General features: G+C 36.6%; 18 protein-coding genes and 2 tRNA genes. 14 read left to right on the top strand and 6 right to left on the bottom strand.

Translation table 11 applies throughout. The features are described from left to right. Positions 1 to 18 precede the first annotated feature (18 nt). From PXG98_RS08815 to rpsT, 3 genes are all read left to right on the top strand, one after another. Positions 19 to 90: transfer RNA gene (locus tag PXG98_RS08815), tRNA-Glu, on the top strand. A gap of 67 nt (positions 91 to 157) precedes the next feature. Next, positions 158 to 229, top strand: a tRNA-Glu gene (locus PXG98_RS08810). 43 nt (positions 230 to 272) lie between these two features. Continuing rightward, positions 273 to 524 carry a 30S ribosomal protein S20 gene (rpsT, locus tag PXG98_RS08805; RefSeq protein WP_276390369.1) on the top strand — a complete coding sequence of 84 codons (252 nt, stop codon included), beginning with the start codon at positions 273 to 275 and terminating at the stop codon, positions 522 to 524. 101 nt (positions 525 to 625) lie between these two features. Here the strand turns inward: rpsT and PXG98_RS08800 are convergent, their stop codons facing one another. The 3 genes from PXG98_RS08800 to rho form a co-directional block, all read right to left on the bottom strand. Further along, positions 626 to 952 (bottom strand): hypothetical protein, encoded by a 327-nt coding sequence (locus tag PXG98_RS08800; RefSeq protein WP_276390367.1) that lies wholly within the window; start codon positions 950 to 952, stop codon positions 626 to 628. Between the two features lie 407 nt (positions 953 to 1,359). Further along, the gene (locus PXG98_RS08795) at positions 1,360 to 2,091 is read right to left on the bottom strand and encodes a hypothetical protein (RefSeq protein WP_276390365.1); all 732 of its coding nucleotides are present in this window, start codon (positions 2,089 to 2,091) and stop codon (positions 1,360 to 1,362) included. A 175-nt stretch (positions 2,092 to 2,266) separates the two neighbouring features. Next, the gene (gene rho, locus PXG98_RS08790) at positions 2,267 to 3,889 is read right to left on the bottom strand and encodes a transcription termination factor Rho (protein WP_276390364.1); all 1,623 of its coding nucleotides are present in this window, start codon (positions 3,887 to 3,889) and stop codon (positions 2,267 to 2,269) included. Between the two features lie 317 nt (positions 3,890 to 4,206). On the opposite strand from rho, the gene PXG98_RS08785 reads away from it, so the two are divergent. Further along, positions 4,207 to 4,617 carry a DUF4293 domain-containing protein gene (locus PXG98_RS08785; protein WP_276390362.1) on the top strand — a complete coding sequence of 137 codons (411 nt, stop codon included), beginning with the start codon at positions 4,207 to 4,209 and terminating at the stop codon, positions 4,615 to 4,617. A 96-nt stretch (positions 4,618 to 4,713) separates the two neighbouring features. On the opposite strand, the gene PXG98_RS08780 is transcribed toward PXG98_RS08785, so the two are convergent. Continuing rightward, the gene (locus tag PXG98_RS08780) at positions 4,714 to 5,208 is read right to left on the bottom strand and encodes a metallophosphoesterase family protein (protein WP_276390361.1); all 495 of its coding nucleotides are present in this window, start codon (positions 5,206 to 5,208) and stop codon (positions 4,714 to 4,716) included. A gap of 156 nt (positions 5,209 to 5,364) precedes the next feature. On the opposite strand from PXG98_RS08780, the gene truA reads away from it, so the two are divergent. Further along, positions 5,365 to 6,105, top strand: a complete 741-nt coding sequence (gene truA, locus PXG98_RS08775; RefSeq protein ID WP_276390360.1) for a tRNA pseudouridine(38-40) synthase TruA — start codon at positions 5,365 to 5,367, stop codon at positions 6,103 to 6,105. Continuing rightward, the gene (locus tag PXG98_RS08770) at positions 6,098 to 7,864 is read left to right on the top strand and encodes an ABC transporter ATP-binding protein (RefSeq protein WP_276390359.1); all 1,767 of its coding nucleotides are present in this window, start codon (positions 6,098 to 6,100) and stop codon (positions 7,862 to 7,864) included. Before truA ends, PXG98_RS08770 begins: the two co-directional genes overlap by 8 nt. An 18-nt stretch (positions 7,865 to 7,882) precedes the next feature. Here PXG98_RS08770 and PXG98_RS08765 read toward each other — a convergent pair whose 3' ends face one another. Together PXG98_RS08765 and folP are read right to left on the bottom strand one after the other, a co-directional pair. Next, positions 7,883 to 8,665, bottom strand: coding sequence for a diadenylate cyclase (locus PXG98_RS08765; protein WP_276390357.1), 783 nt, complete (start codon positions 8,663 to 8,665; stop codon positions 7,883 to 7,885). A gap of 56 nt (positions 8,666 to 8,721) precedes the next feature. After that, a complete protein-coding gene (folP, locus tag PXG98_RS08760; RefSeq protein ID WP_276390355.1) occupies positions 8,722 to 9,543 on the bottom strand; it encodes a dihydropteroate synthase in 822 nt (273 codons plus the stop codon). A gap of 110 nt (positions 9,544 to 9,653) precedes the next feature. Here folP and PXG98_RS08755 point away from each other — a divergent pair, with 110 nt between their 5' ends. From PXG98_RS08755 to PXG98_RS08720, 8 genes are all read left to right on the top strand, one after another. Beyond that, positions 9,654 to 10,205: a DUF1599 domain-containing protein gene (locus PXG98_RS08755; RefSeq protein WP_276390353.1), complete on the top strand. Its 552-nt coding sequence runs from the start codon at positions 9,654 to 9,656 to the stop codon at positions 10,203 to 10,205. 3 nt (positions 10,206 to 10,208) lie between these two features. After that, positions 10,209 to 11,306 carry a BT_3928 family protein gene (locus PXG98_RS08750; protein WP_276390352.1) on the top strand — a complete coding sequence of 366 codons (1,098 nt, stop codon included), beginning with the start codon at positions 10,209 to 10,211 and terminating at the stop codon, positions 11,304 to 11,306. A gap of 45 nt (positions 11,307 to 11,351) precedes the next feature. Continuing rightward, positions 11,352 to 12,101 carry a triose-phosphate isomerase gene (gene tpiA, locus PXG98_RS08745; RefSeq protein WP_276390350.1) on the top strand — a complete coding sequence of 250 codons (750 nt, stop codon included), beginning with the start codon at positions 11,352 to 11,354 and terminating at the stop codon, positions 12,099 to 12,101. A 4-nt stretch (positions 12,102 to 12,105) separates the two neighbouring features. Beyond that, complete coding sequence (prmA, locus tag PXG98_RS08740) at positions 12,106 to 12,936, top strand: 50S ribosomal protein L11 methyltransferase (RefSeq protein ID WP_276390348.1); 831 nt, start codon at positions 12,106 to 12,108, stop codon at positions 12,934 to 12,936. Positions 12,937 to 12,956: 20 nt separating this feature from the next. Next, positions 12,957 to 13,232: an ATP-dependent Clp protease adaptor ClpS gene (locus PXG98_RS08735; protein WP_276390347.1), complete on the top strand. Its 276-nt coding sequence runs from the start codon at positions 12,957 to 12,959 to the stop codon at positions 13,230 to 13,232. 290 nt (positions 13,233 to 13,522) lie between these two features. Beyond that, a complete protein-coding gene (locus PXG98_RS08730) occupies positions 13,523 to 15,064 on the top strand; it encodes a sugar porter family MFS transporter (protein ID WP_276390345.1) in 1,542 nt (513 codons plus the stop codon). A 6-nt stretch (positions 15,065 to 15,070) separates the two neighbouring features. Next, positions 15,071 to 16,390 carry a glycoside hydrolase family 2 TIM barrel-domain containing protein gene (locus PXG98_RS08725; protein WP_276390343.1) on the top strand — a complete coding sequence of 440 codons (1,320 nt, stop codon included), beginning with the start codon at positions 15,071 to 15,073 and terminating at the stop codon, positions 16,388 to 16,390. Between the two features lie 79 nt (positions 16,391 to 16,469). Then, entirely contained in the window at positions 16,470 to 19,931 is a 3,462-nt protein-coding gene (locus tag PXG98_RS08720) for a hypothetical protein (RefSeq protein ID WP_276390341.1), read from the top strand. Positions 19,932 to 19,941 lie beyond the last annotated feature (10 nt).

The raw sequence follows: 19,941 nt of genomic DNA, 5'->3' as shown, positions 1-19,941 counted from the left end.
GCAATTATGCGATCTATTGGCCCGTTCGTCTAGGGGTTAGGACGCCAGGTTTTCATCCTGGTAACAGGGGTTCGATTCCCCTACGGGCTACGAAGGAATTGAATTAAAATTTAAAAATAGGCTGTAAACGCTTGTTTTTTAGGCATTTGAAAATATTGGCCCGTTCGTCTAGGGGTTAGGACGCCAGGTTTTCATCCTGGTAACAGGGGTTCGATTCCCCTACGGGCTACAAAAGGAACTGAGAGTCCGTTTAAACAAAATAAAAATAAGAAATGGCAAATCATAAGTCGGCATTAAAGAGAATAAGAAGGAATGAAGTAGTTAGACTGCGAAATAGATACCAGCACAAAACTACAAGAAATGCAATAAAAAAATTGCGTGGAGAAACAGATAAGAAAGCAGCTGAATCTCTTTTGCCATCTGTAGTAAGTATGATAGACAAACTTGCTAAAAGGAATATTATACATTCTAATAAGGCAGCTAACTTAAAAAGTAAGCTAGCAAAGCAGGTAGCTTCTCTATAGCAGCTTAATAAATTATTTGAAGCCCGGTTCTTTTTTAGGAACTCGGGCTTTTTTGTTTTAAATACTAGGCAGCCAATATTAATGGTGTATCGCTATTTTTATTATTCAATCTCTGTCTCTAAACTTGGAAGTTTACGTCTGCGCATAATAACTAGTCCAATAGCAAAGCATAAATACATAATAAGGATTAAATAAAGATGTACTTTGCTAACCCATAGGATTTTAAAATCGTAAATAGTCATATAATAGCGAAGGATTTTTATTGGCAAATATCCCGCATAAAATATTCCCATACCCAAACTTAGCCAAGACAGTAAATCTTTCTTAAGAAAATAGACGCCATAGTCCTTTTTCAGATCTATTGTGTATAAGTAAATACTCCATAACAAAACTATTGCCCCTATAATGTAAGAAGTTAGTTGAGGCATTGTTTTGAAAGACTGTGCCAAAGGATTTATAATACTGGTAATCAAAAAAAGAATGGCTCCAGTTTTGATTATGTTTTTACTTTTCTTCGAAGAGATATAAGACCAAAATACGTAATAGAAATAAAGAAAAAAAAGTAGATTATACAAATTGTATATGAACCAGTTATTATTGAAGTAAACCTCCTTGTAGAAAAGACTTATTTCTACATTTACGCTAATTAAAACGCCCAAGAGCTCTGTAAGAAAAGTGTACATCAAGAGGATAGGCAGATAACGTAAGGGTGTATCATAATACAGGGGATACCGCCATATGGTAAGCAAAAGAACTAGACCATATAGCGGTAAAAAGTAATTTTCTTGTAATATTTTAACTAATTCCAGACTCTTTATTTTTGTATTTATCTCTACTAGTTATTCTTTGGCGGTGAAGATCCGCCCTCGTTTAAAAACAAACTATTTCTCCCTGAAAAAAGAGAAGGTTTAGAACTAATTTTATTTATACTCGGAGCCATGCTTGCGTAATTTTTGCTATCCTCGTCCAGGCTTCCTATTTCTTTGGCATCAATAGGTGTTAAGTCGTCCGACAAATACATTGGTACTTTTTCGCCATTGTCTAATACGTTAATAGAAAGCCCATAATCAGATTTACCGGCTTTAACGGCGGGTAGAATTAGAATAGAGTTTTGTTTTGGATGTATAATTGGCTTTCCATTGTCGAATTTTTCTTTGTCCGGATAATTCGTAAGATAAAAACGCAAAGAAGAGATTTCTACTTTGGCGTCCGCTGCTTCCTGTTCAATATATGCTATATAATTCTTAATGGTTTGATAGTCATAATAGATATATCTGGCAACAACAAAGGAGTCTTGTTGAGATTCTACTTGGTTGGCAATTATTTTTTCCTCTAAATACTTATCCTCGTATTGTTGAATAATGGGTACTCTTCTTTCCGTATAGTTGCCATACATACTTTGTGCTTGTTCCAGACTTACAATTTGTTCTGGTGCGCTTGCTCTTTCAATGGCCTTTTCAGTAGTGTTGGGACTAGTGCTTTCCTGTTTACAGCTTATAACTACAAAGAATAAGGCTATAATGCATAGACTAATGAAGAAATTTGATTTTTTAATTGTTTTTTGCATGGCTTAAGGTTTTAAGAATAGGTTTAATAAAATTTGGGGAAGCTTTGTTTTAACTTAAATGTAGTATTTATTCCTTTTATATGTAAAAATTCACCTAAGAATTCGATATAAAACCATCTAAAACCAAAAAACCCAATGAGAACTTCATTGGGTTTTTTTTTGAAAATAAGAAGACTTATTGACTCATGGTCATTAAGAATTCTGCGTTATTTTTGGTTTGTTTTATGCGCTGTTCCATGAATTCCATGGCTTCAACAGGATTCATGTCTGCCAAATATTTGCGCATTATCCACATACGTTGAATGGTGTTTTCATCTAAAAGAAGATCGTCGCGTCGAGTAGACGAAGAAATTAGATCTATTGCAGGGAAAATCCTTCTATTACTAATTCGTCTATCCAATTGAAGTTCCATATTTCCAGTTCCTTTGAATTCTTCAAAGATAACTTCATCCATCTTAGAACCAGTTTCAGTAAGCGCTGTAGCGATTATAGATAAGGAACCACCGTTTTCGATGTTTCTAGCTGCCCCAAAAAATCTTTTTGGTTTGTGCAAGGCATTAGCATCTACCCCACCACTTAATACTTTTCCAGAAGCCGGTTGAACCGTATTATATGCACGGGCAAGTCTAGTTATAGAGTCTAAGAGTATTACAACGTCATGTCCGCATTCTACAAGCCTTTTGGCTTTTTCTAAAACAATATTGGCTACCCTAACATGCTCGGTAGCTTCTTTGTCGAAAGTAGAAGCTACAACTTCTCCACTAACATTTCTTTGCATATCCGTCACCTCCTCTGGACGTTCATCTATTAGTAGTATTATTTGATATACTTCAGGATGATTAGCAGCAATAGCATTTGCAATGTCTTTTAATAACATTGTTTTCCCTGTTTTGGGTTGAGAAACAATCATTCCTCTTTGACCCTTCCCAATCGGAGAAAATAAATCAATTATCCTGGTAGACAAATTGCTTTGACGTTCTGCCAACTTAAATTTCTCCTGGGGAAATAGTGGTGTTAAATGCTCAAAAGAAACTCTGTCACGAACAACTTGAGGATCCAAACCATTAATTTTATTTACTTTAATTAAAGGGAAGTATTTTTCTCCTTCTTTAGGAGGTCTAACATTACCCAAAACCGTATCCCCAGTTTTAAGTCCAAAAAGTCTAATCTGCGATTGTGATACATAAATATCATCAGGAGACGACAAATAGTTATAATCTGAAGAGCGTAAGAAGCCATAACCATCAGACATGATGTCTAAAACACCTTCGCTTTCAATTATACTATCAAACTCATATTCTGGTTGTTTGTATTTGTTTCTAAGGTCTTTATCAAAGTTACTATTCTTTTTGTCCTGCCCCCCTTTGTGGTGAGGCTTCTTATTGGACTGCCCTTTATTGTGATTATTATTAGAATTTTGGTTATTATTTCTATTTTGTTGGTTTGTATTCTGTGCATTATCTTTTTTAACTTGCTGGGAAGTTTTAGGATGACGCGGATTGGCTTTTTTCACCTCAGGTCTGTTGATAGACTCTTTAGAAGTGTCTTTTTGGGAAGCTGTTTTTGCCTCCTCTTTTATGATTGGTTTACGAACCGGTCTCTCCGGTTTAGCTGTTTTTGGCGCCGAAAATGCAGCTGTTTTTTCTTGTACAGCCTTAGGGTTACTTGCCTGTAGATCAAGTATTTGGTATACTAAATCTAATTTTTTTAAGGATTTAAACTTAGGTACATTTAAGTCCTTAGCAATATCCTGAAGTTCAGGCAGCTTTTTGGCTTTTAAATCTGAAATCTCAAACATTGAGTATATAATAAATTAATAGTGTATGAAAATGAAGTGTATTGTTATCTTGGGTATTACTTGGGAATGAAATCCCATAGGGTAAGTGCTATAACATATAACGAGACAATAATACAAATTATTTTAAACATATTGAGATATATTAAAGTTTTATTTAGCCATGAGCCAAACTCTGTATTCTCATAACCTACTCAAACCGAGTATTTTCTACATTTTTTTCCGTATATCCTAGAGTTTTGTACATAAATTTTAATTCAAATTCTTATGGATTTTATCCAAAAGGCATGTACTTTTGCCTTGCTTATGAAATTTGAGCGATGATCCAGAGAATACAAACTTTATATTTACTAGTAGTTGCCCTGATATCAGGGGTGCTACCTTTTGTTTTTAGTCTTTGGAAATCAGAGGAGGGTATAGTTTTTTATGCTCAGGGTGATCTGATGTTTTTAGGAGCATTTTTACTTTCCTCTTGCTTAGCAATCCTAAGTATTTTTTTATATAAAAATCGAAAAAATCAGTTTGTAGTAAACAGACTTAATATTCTATTGAATCTTTTTTTACTGGGATTTTTCGTTTACCGGTCACTAAATTTATCCGGAGAAATAGTCATTTCTGAGAAGGGTATTGGGATGTTGATTCCTGTATTTTCTATCGTTTTTTTAGTCCTTGCCAATAGGGCTATAAAGAAGGATGAAGATCTTGTAAAATCTGTTGATCGCTTACGTTAAACCTAACATCTTAGTAGTATTAGTGCGTTAAACCCGGGGGTTGTTCCCCGGGTTTTTTGCGTTTTCATATTAATGTAATAAGGTTTTGTTAGACTACTATCTTTTTCCTAATTCTATGACTTCTAGATTTTTAATTTCTTCCCCGTCTATATGGAACTGAAGCATAGTTCGCATTTGATGAAATCCTTTTTTACCACAGGCTCCTGGATTCATGTGCAATAGGTTTAGTTTTTTATCCCACATCACTTTTAGAATATGTGAATGCCCTGAAATGAATAATTTTGGGGTATCATTGTTTATAAGAGATTTAACTCTCGGACTATACCTATTTGGATAGCCACCAATATGTGTCATCCATACGGATACGTTTTCACAATGAAATTTTTGATCTAAAGGATAGTCCTTGCGAATTACATGATCATCTATATTTCCAAAGACAGCTCTAAAAGGGTTAATAGCTGCCAATTTATCAGCGACTCCTATTGTCCCAATATCTCCGGCATGCCATATTTCATCGGCTTTTTTCGCATATTTAATTATGGTATTGTCTAAGTGTCCATGGGTGTCTGATAGCAATAAGATTTTTGTCATTAAACTATACATTTTATAGGCAAATAACCTTTAACAATTATTTCCTAAGTCTGGTTTTGCGTACTAATTTGGGACTTATATCTGAAGATTTTGCGTGCGAGCTAACTTGCCTATATTTGATGCACACAAAAATAGGGTAATAAGGTGAGATATTTTATGACTTTTTCATACTTCGGCAAAGGCTATCACGGGTGGCAACGACAGCCAAATGCCATTACCGTGCAGGAAGTCTTGGAAAAATCCCTTAGTACCTTATTGGGTGATAAAATTGAATTGGTAGGCGCAGGTAGAACAGATGCCGGGGTCCATGCAAAAGAAATGTATGCACATTTTGAATTTGATCAAATTGTATCCCTGTCAGAATTAGAATTTAGACTTAACGCCTTTCTTCCAGAGGATATAGCCGTGCAGTCTATTTTTAAGGTTACATCTAAGGCACATGCACGATTTGACGCCAAAAGCCGAACCTATGAGTATTGGGTAGTCCGAGATAAAGATCCCTTTCTAAAGGAACATAGCTTTTATATAAATAAGACTTTGGACATAAAAGCGATGAACACTGCTGCCTCCTTTTTATTAGATTTTACAAATTTTCAGAGTTTTTCAAAATCTAATACAGATGTAAAAACTTTCAATTGTAAAATAGATTCTGCCTTTTGGACCCAAAAAGAACACCTGCTTATTTTCACTATTACGGCCGATCGTTTTTTGAGAAACATGGTCAGAGCAATTGTAGGAACCCTATTAGAGGTTGGACGAGGTAAATTAAGTCCCGAAGATGTTAAGACTATTATAAAAAGTAAAGATAGAAGAGAAGCTGGGCCATCAGTGCCTGCAAAAGGATTATATTTGACAAAAATAAAATACCCGGAAACGATTCTCAACTTCCATGGATAAAGACACCGGTAAAGCCTTTGATTTTAGATTGTTTAAGCGTGTAATGGCACATACAGGGCCTTACCGACTTACATTTTTTTTGGTGGCGTTAACCGCCGTGCTCTTAACCACTTTCGCCGTTCTAACTCCCTATATTTTAAGAGACATAATCGATGTAGCTTTAAAAGATAGCAATGCCGAGATGTTATTACAACTATCTCTGACGATGCTACTGGTTTTACTTGGCCAGGTAATATGCCAGCTTTTGTTTAATTACTATGCCAATTGGTTGGGAGAATCTGTAATTAGGGATATCAGAATAAATTTATTTCGAAGAATGCTGGGGTTTAAAATGCAGTATTTTGACAATTCTTCTATTGGAGTTCTGGTTACCAGAGCAGTGGCAGACATGCAGCGTATCGGGGAAATTTTTAGCCAAGGTTTTTTTGTAATAGTTGCCGATCTTTTAAAGATGCTTGCAGCTGCTTCTATGATGATCTACATGAATTGGAAGCTATCGCTAATTGTTTTTGCAGTATTACCAGTAATCCTATACGCCACAAGACTGTTTCAACAGGCTATGAAAATTGCATTTATTGAAGTCAGGGCTCAGGTCTCTAGTCTAAATTCTTTTGTACAGGAGCGCATTACAGGGATGAAGATTGTTCAGCTTTTTACCCGAGAGAAAATTGAAAGTGAAAAATTCCGAGAAATTAATGAGAAACATCAGAATGCCTGGTTAAAAACCGTATGGTATAATTCTTTTTTCTTTCCCATAGCTGAAATAGTAACTTCTATAGCCATTGGTTTGGTAGTCTGGTATGGAGGATTACAGAATATAATGAATATTGAGGTTGATGTTGCAGGAACAATTTTCGCCTTTATTCTTTATATAGAAATGCTTTTTAGACCATTACGTCAAATTGCAGATAAGTTTAATACACTTCAAATGGGGATGGTAGCTGCCAACAGAGTGTTTAAAATCTTAGATACCGAAAGTCATATTGAAGACAAAGGGGAGTTAAGGAAGGAAAGTGTTGAGGGAAGTATTTCTTTTAAGAATGTCCATTTTGGATACCTAGAGGATGAAGAAGTCTTGCATGGAATTTCTTTTGATGTAAAGGCTGGAGAGACCATGGCCATAGTTGGAGCAACAGGAGCGGGGAAATCCACTATCATCAATCTTCTTAACCGATTCTATGAAATTAGTTCAGGAGCAATAGAAATAGACGACGTTAATATTGCGGCATATAAATTAACTTCTTTAAGGAGGCATATAGCGGTAGTATTACAAGATGTATTCTTGTTTGCAGACACTATTGCCAATAATATTTCTCTTGGAGACCCAAACATTAGTATTGATGAAATTGAAGAAGCGGCCAAACAAATTGGCGTGCATGAATTTATCAGTAGCCTCCCAGGAGGGTATCAGTATAATGTTAAGGAAAGAGGGACCATGCTATCAAGTGGACAGCGACAATTAATAGCTTTTTTAAGAGCATATGTAAGCAATCCCAGTATATTAGTTTTAGATGAGGCCACCTCTTCCGTAGACACCTATTCAGAACAATTAATACAGGAAGCCACAGATAAAATTACCAAAGGACGAACTTCGATCATAATTGCACATAGACTTGCAACAGTAAAAAAGGCTGATAAGATTTTGGTAATGGAAGCCGGAAGAATTGTTGAAAGTGGCACACATAAAGACTTGCTTAAAAAAGGTGGCTATTACAATAAACTTTATGAGGCACAATTTATGGCCGAAGAAGTTGTCTAAGACCTTAACATTTCTTAATTAAATAAGATCGTCTTTTATAAGCTGTGATAATTCAGAGTAATCTTTAAATAGCACAAATTCACCATTTTTAATATACGAGACAGATCCGGTTTCTTCACTAACTACTAAGGCTATTGCATCTGTCCTTTCTGTAATACCAACCGCCGCTCTATGCCTTAATCCAAATCTAAGGGGTATACTACGTTCGTTAGAGACGGGAAGTATCACCCTGGTAGCCGTAATATGATTGTTTTCAATAACGGCGGCCCCATCGTGTAAGGGACTGTTTTTATAAAAAATACTCTCAATAATGGGTTGGTTTATTTCAACATTCATGTTGTCCCCAGTAGTTTTTACAAAATCTAACGAATTACTCCTTTTAAAAACCAAGATTGCTCCCGTCTTACTTTTGGCCATCTTCTCACAGGCCAACAATACTGCCTCGAGATTTAAATGGGAATCATCTTGTGGTCTTAGAAATTTAAACCGCTTTACAAAATTTCGTTTGTTCGCAAAATTGGTAGAACCAATCATGAGAAGAAATTTTCTAATTTCTTGCTGGAATACGATAATAAGTGCGATTAAACCAACCGACATAAAACCGCCCACCACGCTGCTGATCATTTTCATACCCAGCAATTGGGTTAACTTCCAAAAGCCCCAGACAATTACAATACCAATAAAAATATTAATTGCTACAGTACCACGAACAAGTTTGTAGATATAATACAGTAAAATAGCAACAAGAAGGATATCTATTATATCTGTTACTTTGAAGTCAAGAAAACTTATAAAATCCAATCCCTGGTGTTTTTGTAAAATTAGAAAAAATAGACATACAAAAAATTATCAATATTCTATTTGAGTTCCACGTGTAGTTTTACACACTGTACTGCTTCTTTAACGTCGTGAACCCTTAAAATATTGGCTCCTTTGGCCAAGGCAATCATATGGAGAGCGGTTGAGCCGTTTAAAGCATCTTCTGGTTCTATATCCAGGGTTTTATAAACCATAGATTTTCTGCTAATACCTACTAGTACAGGAAGGTCTAAGGCCTTAAAAAGATCAAGTGAATCTAATAAATAAAAGTTTTGCTCCTTATTTTTGGCAAAACCAAATCCCGGATCTATGATTATATCCTTAAGTCCAAGCTTTACTCCCTCGCTTAGTTTTTCGGAAAAATAGAACAGCATTTCCTCCAGGATATTAGTATAATCCGTTTTGGACGTCATATTCTGAGGATTACCCTTCATATGCATCAGGATGTAAGGGGCTCCATATTTGGCAACAGTATTCATCATTTTAGAATCTAAGGAACCGCCGGATATATCATTAATTATGGCTGCTCCATGATCTAGACAGTATTCAGCTATCTTACTTCTAAAAGTATCAATTGAAATAATTGCCTCAGGAAACTCAGCTAAAATTAGTTTTAGGATTGGCTTTATGCGGCCAAGTTCTTCATCTTCGCTTATATCTTTTGCTCCTGGTCTTGAGCTATAGGCTCCCAAGTCTAAAAAGGTTGCTCCTTCAATTAACATCTTTTCAGCTCGGGCTAAAATACTTTTATCGGAATTGTATTTTCCGCCATCGTAAAAAGAATCTGGAGTAATATTTAATATCCCCATTACTTTTGGAGAACTGAGATCTATTAATTTCCCTTTGCAGTTTAGAGTCATATTGTTTCGAATCTTATAGGTGCAGATTAATTTTGAGGAGCAATTTTAATGCACGAACTTTGATGCTTTCATATCTTTGAGCGAAATTTACGCAATTAAGAATTATTTTCATGCAGCAAACTTCGGAACAATATGACGCCATAGTCAAAAAGTGCAAGGACCTCTTTGAAAAAAAAATGGCTGATTATGGCAGTGCTTGGCGAATCTTAAGACTTCCGTCTCTTACCGATCAAATTTATATTAAAGCACAGCGCATTCGCAGCCTACAAGAAAATGAGGTTAGAAAAATACAGGAAGATGAGCAGGCAGAGTTTATAGGGATTATTAATTATTCTATAATGGCATTAATTCAAATGCAAAAAGGAATAGCCAAAGAACCCGATCTTAATCTAAAAGAAGCCCTACAGCTATATGAAAAACATGCATTGGATACCAAGACCTTAATGGAAAATAAAAACCATGACTATGGAGAAGCTTGGAGAGATATGCGGGTGAATTCCCTTACCGATTTAATAATTCAAAAACTTCTAAGGGTTAAACAAATTGAGGATAACAAAGGAAAGACCTTAGTAAGTGAGGGTATAGCTGCAAATTATCAGGACATGATTAATTATGCCATTTTTGCTATGATTTTGTTAAACGAAACTTCTGAAATAAAATAAGGCATGAGATTAATTGTTGGTTTTTCAAGAGTCTTTGTTGGGGTGCTATTCATAATTAGTGGTTTTATCAAACTAAACGACCCTTTAGGATTTTCATTTAAGCTAGAAGAATACTTTAGTCAAGGGGTGCTTGATCTACCATTTTTAATGCCCTATGCCTTAGCTATATCTTTGTTTGTTGTAATCTTTGAAGTGTTGTTGGGTGTTTTACTTCTCTTGGGGTTTCAAAAGAAATTTACCTTATGGGCCCTTCTTCTGATGATTGTTTTTTTTACTTTCCTTACCTTCTACTCGGCTTACTTTAATAAGGTGACGGATTGTGGATGTTTTGGCGATGCTGTTAAACTTACGCCATGGGAATCGTTTACAAAAGATACTGTTCTTTTGGTTTTAATAGTTATTCTCGTCATTGGAAAGGAGTATATTAGACCACTTTTTTATCCACGTATCATGCGAGCTACGGCTTTGTTTTCCTTAGTTTTTTGCATTCTATATGGCTATTTTGTACTGAATCATTTACCACAAATAGACTTTAGACCTTATAAAATTGGAGCCAATATTATAGAAGGAATGTCCTACCCAGAAAATGCTCCTAAAGCCATTTTTGAATATAGTTGGAAGTTTATGGTGAATGGAAGTGAAGAAGTCTTTGTTACACAGGGAGACTATCCGGATGTGGAAGGGGAGTTTCTGGGGGTGGAAACCAAGGAGATTCAAAAAGGCTATGAGCCGCCTATACACGATTTTACTATTGAACAGGATGGAGTAGATTATACTTCAACAATAATGCAAGAAGAGAAGCTGATGATGGTGATTGCCTATGACCTAGCAAAAAGTACCTATCCTGCATTTACCGAGGTAGCAGCGATGGCATCTTTGGCTGTTAAGAAAGGTTATAAGGTGATTGGTATGTCGGCTTCTAATACAGAGTGGACGGATAAGATTAAAAGTGAATTTCAGTTAAATTTCCCTTTTTACTTTACCGATGAAACTACTCTTAAGACAATAATACGTTCCAATCCTGGAATACTTCTGTTAAATCGAGGCACCATAAAGCAAAAAGTACATTACAATGACTTAGAAGACTTAAATTTTGAATAGGACAAAAACAAAATGCATATAACCGTTAAACTTAAATAAGAAATAATGAGAAGTAAAATTGTTGCAGGTAATTGGAAAATGAATAACAATAAAGGAGAAACGCAAAATCTATTATCGGACTTAAAAAAAGGGCTTCCTGCAACGGAAGCAGAGGTTATAGTGGCTCCTGCATTTGTTAATCTCGCCCAAGCTTCGGAAGCTTTAGAAGAAAGTAGTATACAGGTTTCTGCCCAGAATATGCATTTTGCTTCTAACGGGGCTTTTACAGGTGAAATATCTGCAGATATGTTGTTGAGTATCGGTGTAGATACAGTAATTATTGGGCATTCTGAAAGAAGAGCATATTTTGGTGAGACGGATGATTTTTTGGCAAAAAAAGTAGAAACTGCACTTTCAATGAAGATGCGTATCATTTTTTGTTTTGGGGAAGAATTGGAAGATCGTAAATCTGGTAGTCATTTTGAAGTGGTGGGTAACCAACTGAAAAATGCCCTCTTTTCTTTACCAGAAGAAGCTTTTCAGAGTATAGTATTGGCCTATGAGCCAGTTTGGGCTATTGGGACTGGAGAAACGGCGTCGCCAGAACAAGCTCAGGAAATGCATGCCTTTATTCGTAAAACCTTATCACAAACATATTCAGAAAGTGTTGCGCAAGAGATAAGCATTTTATATGGTGGTAGTGTAAAACCTGCCAATGCTTCCGAAATTTTTTCAAAGCCAGATGTTGATGGTGGATTAATTGGTGGAGCTTCCTTAGTAGCGGCTGATTTTTTGGCTATAGTAAAGGCAATCTAGTTTAATGGATAAAACCTATGTAGAATATGTGTTCAAGACTAGGCCTCTTCAACCTGCATCTGACATCCTTCTCGCAGAATTGGCCGACTTGGGCTTTGAAAGTTTTATAGAAACTAAGGAGGGCCTGAAGGCCTATGTGTTGAAAGATTTTGACGATATCCAAAAGGTTAATTCCCTGGCTATTTTTCAGCAAAAAGAATATGAGGTTAGTTTTACTACCTCCGACATTTTGCAGCAAAATTGGAATGCCGATTGGGAAAATAGTTTTAACCCGATCCATATAGGAGATTTGTGTACTGTAAGGGCACCCTTTCATGAAATTCCCAGTACGAAGTACGACCTGGTTATAACGCCAAAAATGAGCTTCGGCACTGGACATCACGAAACAACCTATATGATGCTCAGCTTCCTCCTGGATGCTGAATTAAGGGAGAAAAGTGTTTTGGATATGGGATGTGGTACCGGAGTATTGGGTATTTTGGCAGAAAAAAAAGGTGCCAGAACTATTGAAGCTATTGATATTGATAGTTGGAGTTATCAAAATACTTTAGAGAATATAAAGGAAAATAAATGCACCCGAATTCAGGTCAAGGAAGGCGATGTAAGCCTATTAAAAAAACACTTTGATGTTATTGTAGCAAACATTAATAGGAACATATTATTAGAAGACATCAGGATTTATGCAGGGCATTTAAAACCAGAAGGGACTTTGTTTTTAAGTGGTTTTTATCTAAAGGATTTAAACCAAATTACTGACGAATGTGAAAAATATGGATTAAATTTTCAACAAAATCTTGAAAAGAATAATTGGGTTGCCGCAAAATACGTATTTTAGGGTGAATAAAATCTATCTGTATGAGCACTAAAGAAAAAGTCTCAGAAGAACTACTGATTGAAGAAGAGACAGTAAAGAATAATGAAATTATTCTGTTTAATGACGAGGTTAATACTTTTGACCACGTAATTCAAACCCTTATTAATGTATGCAAGCATACCGCCGTGCAAGCCGAACAATGTTCTTTAATTGTACATTATAATGGAAAATGTACAGTTAAGACGGGGGAGTATAAAGAACTAAAACCTCAATGTAGCGGATTATTGGAGGCAGGATTAAGTGCTGAAATAGTGTAAATTCTAATTTAACAATGTCTTTTTGGTAAAAAGCTCTTTTCTCTATAGTTTCTCTCTGAATAGCTTCTTTTCCTGTTTTTAAATTTGTCAACATAAGGGAGATCGCGGTGCTCTCACCTTTTCTTTTCAATAAGAAATCGCAGAATTTCCATAGAAATAAATCTGTTGCACTTTTTTGCATTGCTTCATTAAAGTACAAAGCTTCTCTATTTTTTCCTTACATTGTAATTGTGTTTTTTTTTTTAAGTAAAAGCAAATTAACAAACCAAACTAACAAACTTAAAACTACCATGAAAAAAAAAGAGGAAGTGATAAAAATGAATAAATCCTATACCATTCTTATAAGTTTAATTGTTGCCCTTGGTGGTTTCTTATTAGGATTCGATAGCGCTGTGATTTCTGGAGCTGTAAAAGGTATTACTGTTTATTTTGAAATGACCGAGTGGATGCTTGGATTTTCTGTTGGATGTGTGGTATTTGGAGCCATGGCGGGTAACTTAATGGCAGGACCTCTGAGCGATAGATTTGGAAGGAAGAAAGTCCTGATATTTGTGGCTGCACTATTTACGATTTCGGCCTCATGGTCTGCCCTTGCAACAGGATATACAGAATTTATTATTGCCAGAATTATAGGCGGTGTTGGAATAGGGGGTGCCATTCTTATCGCGCCTATCTATATTGCCGAAATTGCACCGCCCAAATTAAGAGGCAGTCTGGTATCTTTTAATCAATTGAATATTGTTATTGGTATTTCAGTGGCCTATTTCTCTAATTATTTTTTGGTAAATATGGGTGAAGAAAGTTGGCGATGGATGCTTGGGGTGGAGGCCATACCGGCAGCAATTTATTTTCTCACTCTTTTTACGGTACCAAGAAGCCCAAGGTGGCTTATTACTAAATTGAACAAAATAAAGCTGGCAAGAAAGATCTTAACAAAAATTGGGGGAGAAGAATATGCTGAAATTACAATAGCTGAGATACAACGGGGTGTAGATAAGCAGGAAGAAAAAGGTAAACTTTCGGATCTGTTTAATAATAGAAACCGCACCATTATGATTATAGCCTTGGGGATCGCATTTTTTCAGCAAATTACAGGAATAAACGCCGTATTCTACTATGCGCCAACTATTTTTGAGCAGGCAGGGGGCAGTACAGACTCTTCTTTCTTACAAGCCATTGTAGTAGGTCTTACCAATCTGGTTTTCACGCTGGTGGCTATTTGGTTGATAGATAAACTTGGAAGAAAACCTCTCTTGTTAATTGGGACGTCCTTTATGACCATCGCGCTGCTTATGGCGGCTTTTGCTTTTAACAATGCAACCTATGATTTTAATGACGATAGTATAGCCAAAATTGGGGATAATGAAATAAGAACGGCTTTGACAGATTTGAATGGAAAATCCTTCGACGGACAAGCGGTGTTGTTTGAGGCCGTGGAGCCATTGATGAGTCAAGAGCTATTTTTAGAATTTAAACGAAATGAAATAACCAACTTTATCCAAGTCAATGCTACACTTGTTTTAATAGCCATCTTGTTGTATGTAGCGGCATTCGCAATCTCTTTAGGACCGGTTATGTGGACGCTTATTTCAGAAATATTTCCAACAAAAGTTAAGGGAATCGCCATCTCAGTAGTAGGTTTTTTCAATTCCTTGGTAAGCTTTTCGGTTACACAGGTATTCCCTTGGGAATTATCCAATTTGGGTCCAACCGTGACCTTTGCAATTTATGCCCTCCTATCTTTATGTGCTGTTTTCTTTGTTTATAAATATGTAGTGGAAACAAAGGGTAAAACTTTGGAGGAAGTGCAGGAATTATTAATTAGAAATTAGACAAAAATGAGAAGAATTGTATATGTAATATGTGTTATTCTGTTTATCGGATGTAAGGGTAAAGCAGAAAAGGTAACGACAGATACTGCAGTCGTGACAAGAGACTTGCCAGCGAAGGTGGAGGTGAATAAGGAGTCTGGAAAGTATGTTCTTAGGGTTAATAAGGAACCTTTTTATATCCATGGAGCAGGCTTAGAGTTTGGAAACATATCGGCCCTGGCCAGTCATAATGCTAATTCTTTCAGAACATGGAGGACAGATAATGGGCAAAGATCTGGGAAGGAAGTGTTAGATGAAGCACATGCCAACGGATTAATGGTTACAATGGGTATTGAAGTAGGTAGGGAAAGGCATGGTTTTGATTATGACGATGAGGAGGCCGTTAGCAAACAATTAATGGATATAAAGCAACAGGTATTAGCACTAAAAGATCACCCCGCTTTACTTATTTGGGGTATTGGTAACGAGTTGAACCTGCATTATGAAAACCCTAAAGTTTGGGACGCGGTAAATGAAATATCTATGATGATTCATGAGGTAGACCCGAACCATCTAACCACTACTAGTTTGGCTGGTATAGGAGAACAAGAGGTGAAATATATTAAGGAGCGCTGTCCCGATTTAGACATCTTATCGGTTCAGATGTATGGTGATCTACCGCAAGTACCACGTTTAATCAGGGAATATGGCTGGGATGGTCCCTATATGGTTACCGAATGGGGAGCAACTGGACATTGGGAAGTACCAACAACTTCTTGGGGTGCGCCCATTGAACAAAATAGTACGGTAAAGGCAAATAATTACTTACAAAGACATGCTAAGGGAATTGCTTCGGATACTACACAGTGCATTGGATCCTATGTGTTTTTGTGGGGAAACAAGCAGGAGAGAACACCTACCTGGTATGGTATATTTTTAGAAGATGGCAAAGAAACAGAATCTGTAGATGTGATGCATTACATATGGAACGGGAAGTGGCCAGATAATAGAACACCAGTAATAGAGAATTACACTCTGGATGGCAAAGTTGCGCTGGATAATGTAACTTTAAAAGTAGGTTCGGAATATAGTGCCACAATAGAAATGAAAGATTTTGAAGAAGATCCTCTAACCTACAGATGGGAAATTTTACCGGAAAGTACGGATTTAAAAGATGGTGGTGATGAAGAGACAAGGCCAGAGGCCATTGAAGGAAGTATAGTTTCACAAGCAGCAGGGGATGTTTTAATTAAAGCCCCGGAGGCAGGAGCCTACCGTTTGTTTGTTTATGTTAATGATGGCCATAATCATTCGGCAGCTGCCAATATTCCTTTTATGGTAAAATAAATTAAATGAAGTGCTAATTGAAACCTCTTTAAGGTATCTACATTTAAGGAGGTTTTTGTATTATATAGTTTAGGCATATATGAGTAAAGAGAAACAATATATTGGGAGCACTAGCTTACAATTTGAGAGCAAGGAAGTAAATGGTTCTTATATCAGCTATGAAAATGAAGCGTACTATAAAATTTCGAATAGCAACGCTTTGCGTCCTTTTTTCATGAGTATTGTAAGTGATTCTAATCACTGGATGTTTATCTCTAGTAATGGAGGTTTAACCGCTGGTAGAAAAGACAGTGAGTCTTCTCTATTTCCATATTATACCGATGACAAGATAACAGAGTCTGCGGAGATAACAGGGAGTAAGACTATACTACGTGTAAATAAAGACGACAAGACCTATCTATGGGAGCCCTTTTCCGACCATTACGACGGACTATATAAGATTACGAGAAATCTATATAAGAATGTGTATGGGAATAAAATTATCTTCGAAGAGACTAACGAGAATCTTGGACTAACTTTCAGGTACCAATGGAATTCTAGTAATATCTACGGATTTGTTAGAAAAGCAAGTCTCATAAACAATACCACAAGTACCATTAACCTTACGCTTTTGGATGGATTGCAAAATATTCTTCCTTATGGCGTTAATACAGACTTACAAAATGGCCGCAGTAATCTAGTGGATGCTTATAAAAAGAGTGAAGTAGAACCTGAGACGGGATTGGGAATTTTTGCTCTTAGCGCTATAATTGTGGATAAGGCAGAACCAAGCGAAGCACTCAAAGCTACGGTGGCTTGGTCGGTTGGTTTTGACGAGCCAAAATACTTAGTGTCTTCTCTTCAAGTCAAAGATTTTCGAAGCGGTAAGACTTTGCGAACGGAGACGGAAGTCAAAGCCGAAAAAGGCGCGTACTTTATCAATACAGAGGTTTCCTTGGCTGCTAAATCCAATAAAAATTGGAGTATTGTAGCTAATGTAAATCAGGGTCCCTCTGAAGTGGTTGCCCTAGCTAATAAATTAAAGAATCCCAAGATTCTAATCTCTCATTTGGATCAGGATATACAGCTAGGAACACAAAATCTAATTGATTTAGCCGCTGCCGCCGATGGTTTGCAGCATACCAGCGATGAACTCCGTACGGCAAGGCACTATTCTAATGTTCTTTATAACATAATGAGAGGAGGGATCTTTGATAGAAATTACGAGATCCAAAAAAAGGACTTTTGCTCTTATCTAAAAGGTGCAAGCCTTAAAGTTTCAGAAGAGCAGTCTAGTGTCATGGAAGGATTACCACTGACCTTCTCTTTAAAGGAACTAAATTCGGTTGCTATGGAGAGTGCAGATCTAGATTTTAAAAGGTTGTGCCTGGAGTATATGCCTTTAAAATTTAGTAGAAGGCATGGAGACCCAAGTAGGCCTTGGAATAAGTTTTCCATTAATACACAGAGCGAGGTAGACGGGTCTAGTATTCTGGACTATCAGGGGAACTGGAGAGATATCTTCCAGAACTGGGAAGCCCTTGCCCATTCCTATCCGGAATTTATAGATCGAATGATTTGTAAGTTTTTAAATGCAACAACCTTTGAAGGGTATAATCCCTACCGGGTAACTAAAGATGGTTTTGATTGGGAGGTAATAGAGCCGGATGATCCATGGTCTTACATAGGCTATTGGGGAGATCATCAAATTATTTATCTTCTGAAGTTTTTGGAGATTATCCAAGATTATTATCCCGAAAAATTGGAGGCGTATATGGATCAGGACGTTTTCGTTTATGCCAATATACCCTATACGATAAAGGATTATCAGAGTATACTTAAAAATCCAAAAGATACTATTGATTTTGATTATGCACTTAGTGAGAAGATCCTAAGTAGAAAAGTATCTATGGGGGCAGATGGAGCCCTTGTAACGCAAAAAAATGGAGAGATTTACAAAGTAAATTTTTTGGAAAAGTTGTTGGCAACCCTTCTGGTTAAATGTTCTAACTTTATTCCCGAAGGTGGTATCTGGCTTAATACCCAACGGCCTGAATGGAATGATGCTAACAATGCCCTTGTAGGGAATGGGGTGTCTATGGTGACGCTTTACTATATGAGGAGATTCTTAAACTTTTTCCGTAATAGTTTAGGTAAAGCTTCCTTTAAAGAACTTCCTGTATCTCAGGAGATGTTGGTGTTTTTTAAGAGTTTAAATAAAACCTTACAGAATAATAAAAGTGTTCTAGGAGGCAGCGTTTCAGATGCCGATAGAAAATCTATTCTAGATGGCCTTGGGGAGGCAGCTAGTGTCTATAGGGTAAAGATTTATAAGGATGGTTTTAGTGGTAATCGGGAAAACTTGTCAAAAACAGCACTATTAGAGTTTACAGAACTAAGCCTGTTGTATTTGGATCAGAGTATAGATGCCAATAAGAGGGAAGACAATATGTATCATTCCTATAATTTAATGTCCTTAACGGATGATAAGGAGATTTCTATTTCTTATTTGAGTGAAATGCTAGAAGGACAAGTGGCGGTGTTAAGTGCGGGTTATCTTTCTTCTGAAGCAAGTCTAGAACTTTTAGACGCTTTAAAGGCGAGTAGCCTGTTTAGAGAGGATCAGTATAGTTATATACTTTATCCGGACAAAGACTTGGGGCGCTTTATGGAAAAAAATATAATTCCTTCCCACAAGCTACACCAGTCTAAATTATTACCCCAATTAATAAATGATGGAAATAGATCTATCGTAGAGAAGGATGTAAATGAAGTCTATCATTTTAATGGCTCTTTTAACAATGCGGAAAGCCTTAAAGTTGCTTTGGATAAACTCAGAACAGAAGGATATAAAGATTTAGTCGATAAGGAGGAAGAAATGCTTCTGGGGGTTTTTGAAGAGGTTTTTGATCACCGTTCGTTTACAGGTCGTTCTGGCACCTTCTTTGGTTATGAAGGATTAGGATCTATTTATTGGCACATGGTATCCAAATTATTGCTTGCGGTACAGGAGGTCTGTCTAAAAGCAATACAAGATGGGGAAAATGAAGAAGTTATAGGGAGGCTGATAGAGCATTATTATGAAATAAATGCGGGGATCGGAGTACATAAATCACCAGAATTATACGGTGCTTTCCCAACAGATCCTTATTCGCATACTCCTGCAGGAAAAGGAGTACAACAACCTGGTATGACCGGACAGGTAAAAGAGGATATACTAAGTAGAATGGGGGAACTTGGAGTGAAGATCACCGATGGACAAATAGCTTTTGGCCCCGGCATTTTTAACAAAGAAGAATTCCTAAAAGCACCCGCTACTTTTACTTATGTGGATGTGGATTTTGTAACCCAAATAATTTCTTTAGACCAAGAGTGTATTTGCTTCACCTACTGTCAGGTACCTGTAGTTTATCAAATGGCCGCAAGCAATGGGATTGAAGTGTTTTTTGCAAACAACACCTCCTTGACGCATAAAACCCTAAGCCTAGACAAAGAAACAAGTACTAAGATCTTCGAGAGAACCGGAGAGGTACGGCGCATATTAGTTTACCTTAAAAGATAAGTTTTACTCA

Origin of the sequence: Eudoraea chungangensis (assembly GCF_029360665.1) — a bacterium.
GTDB lineage: Bacteria > Bacteroidota > Bacteroidia > Flavobacteriales > Flavobacteriaceae > Eudoraea > Eudoraea chungangensis.
The sequence above is the reverse complement of the archived record's forward strand: the minus strand, read 5'-3'. Positions and strand labels throughout refer to the sequence as shown.

What these genes read in the sequence shown, in the direction of transcription:
- rpsT (WP_276390369.1), top strand. Translation starts at nt 273, where the DNA reads ATGGCAAATCATAAGTCGGCATTAAAGAGAATAAGAAGGAATGAAGTA.
- PXG98_RS08800 (WP_276390367.1), bottom strand. Translation starts at nt 952, where the DNA reads ATGCCTCAACTAACTTCTTACATTATAGGGGCAATAGTTTTGTTATGG.
- PXG98_RS08795 (WP_276390365.1), bottom strand. Translation starts at nt 2,091, where the DNA reads ATGCAAAAAACAATTAAAAAATCAAATTTCTTCATTAGTCTATGCATT.
- rho (WP_276390364.1), bottom strand. Translation starts at nt 3,889, where the DNA reads ATGTTTGAGATTTCAGATTTAAAAGCCAAAAAGCTGCCTGAACTTCAG.
- PXG98_RS08785 (WP_276390362.1), top strand. Translation starts at nt 4,207, where the DNA reads ATGATCCAGAGAATACAAACTTTATATTTACTAGTAGTTGCCCTGATA.
- PXG98_RS08780 (WP_276390361.1), bottom strand. Translation starts at nt 5,208, where the DNA reads ATGACAAAAATCTTATTGCTATCAGACACCCATGGACACTTAGACAAT.
- truA (WP_276390360.1), top strand. Translation starts at nt 5,365, where the DNA reads ATGACTTTTTCATACTTCGGCAAAGGCTATCACGGGTGGCAACGACAG.
- PXG98_RS08770 (WP_276390359.1), top strand. Translation starts at nt 6,098, where the DNA reads ATGGATAAAGACACCGGTAAAGCCTTTGATTTTAGATTGTTTAAGCGT.
- folP (WP_276390355.1), bottom strand. Translation starts at nt 9,543, where the DNA reads ATGACTCTAAACTGCAAAGGGAAATTAATAGATCTCAGTTCTCCAAAA.
- PXG98_RS08755 (WP_276390353.1), top strand. Translation starts at nt 9,654, where the DNA reads ATGCAGCAAACTTCGGAACAATATGACGCCATAGTCAAAAAGTGCAAG.
- PXG98_RS08750 (WP_276390352.1), top strand. Translation starts at nt 10,209, where the DNA reads ATGAGATTAATTGTTGGTTTTTCAAGAGTCTTTGTTGGGGTGCTATTC.
- tpiA (WP_276390350.1), top strand. Translation starts at nt 11,352, where the DNA reads ATGAGAAGTAAAATTGTTGCAGGTAATTGGAAAATGAATAACAATAAA.
- prmA (WP_276390348.1), top strand. Translation starts at nt 12,106, where the DNA reads ATGGATAAAACCTATGTAGAATATGTGTTCAAGACTAGGCCTCTTCAA.
- PXG98_RS08735 (WP_276390347.1), top strand. Translation starts at nt 12,957, where the DNA reads ATGAGCACTAAAGAAAAAGTCTCAGAAGAACTACTGATTGAAGAAGAG.
- PXG98_RS08730 (WP_276390345.1), top strand. Translation starts at nt 13,523, where the DNA reads ATGAAAAAAAAAGAGGAAGTGATAAAAATGAATAAATCCTATACCATT.
- PXG98_RS08725 (WP_276390343.1), top strand. Translation starts at nt 15,071, where the DNA reads ATGAGAAGAATTGTATATGTAATATGTGTTATTCTGTTTATCGGATGT.
- PXG98_RS08720 (WP_276390341.1), top strand. Translation starts at nt 16,470, where the DNA reads ATGAGTAAAGAGAAACAATATATTGGGAGCACTAGCTTACAATTTGAG.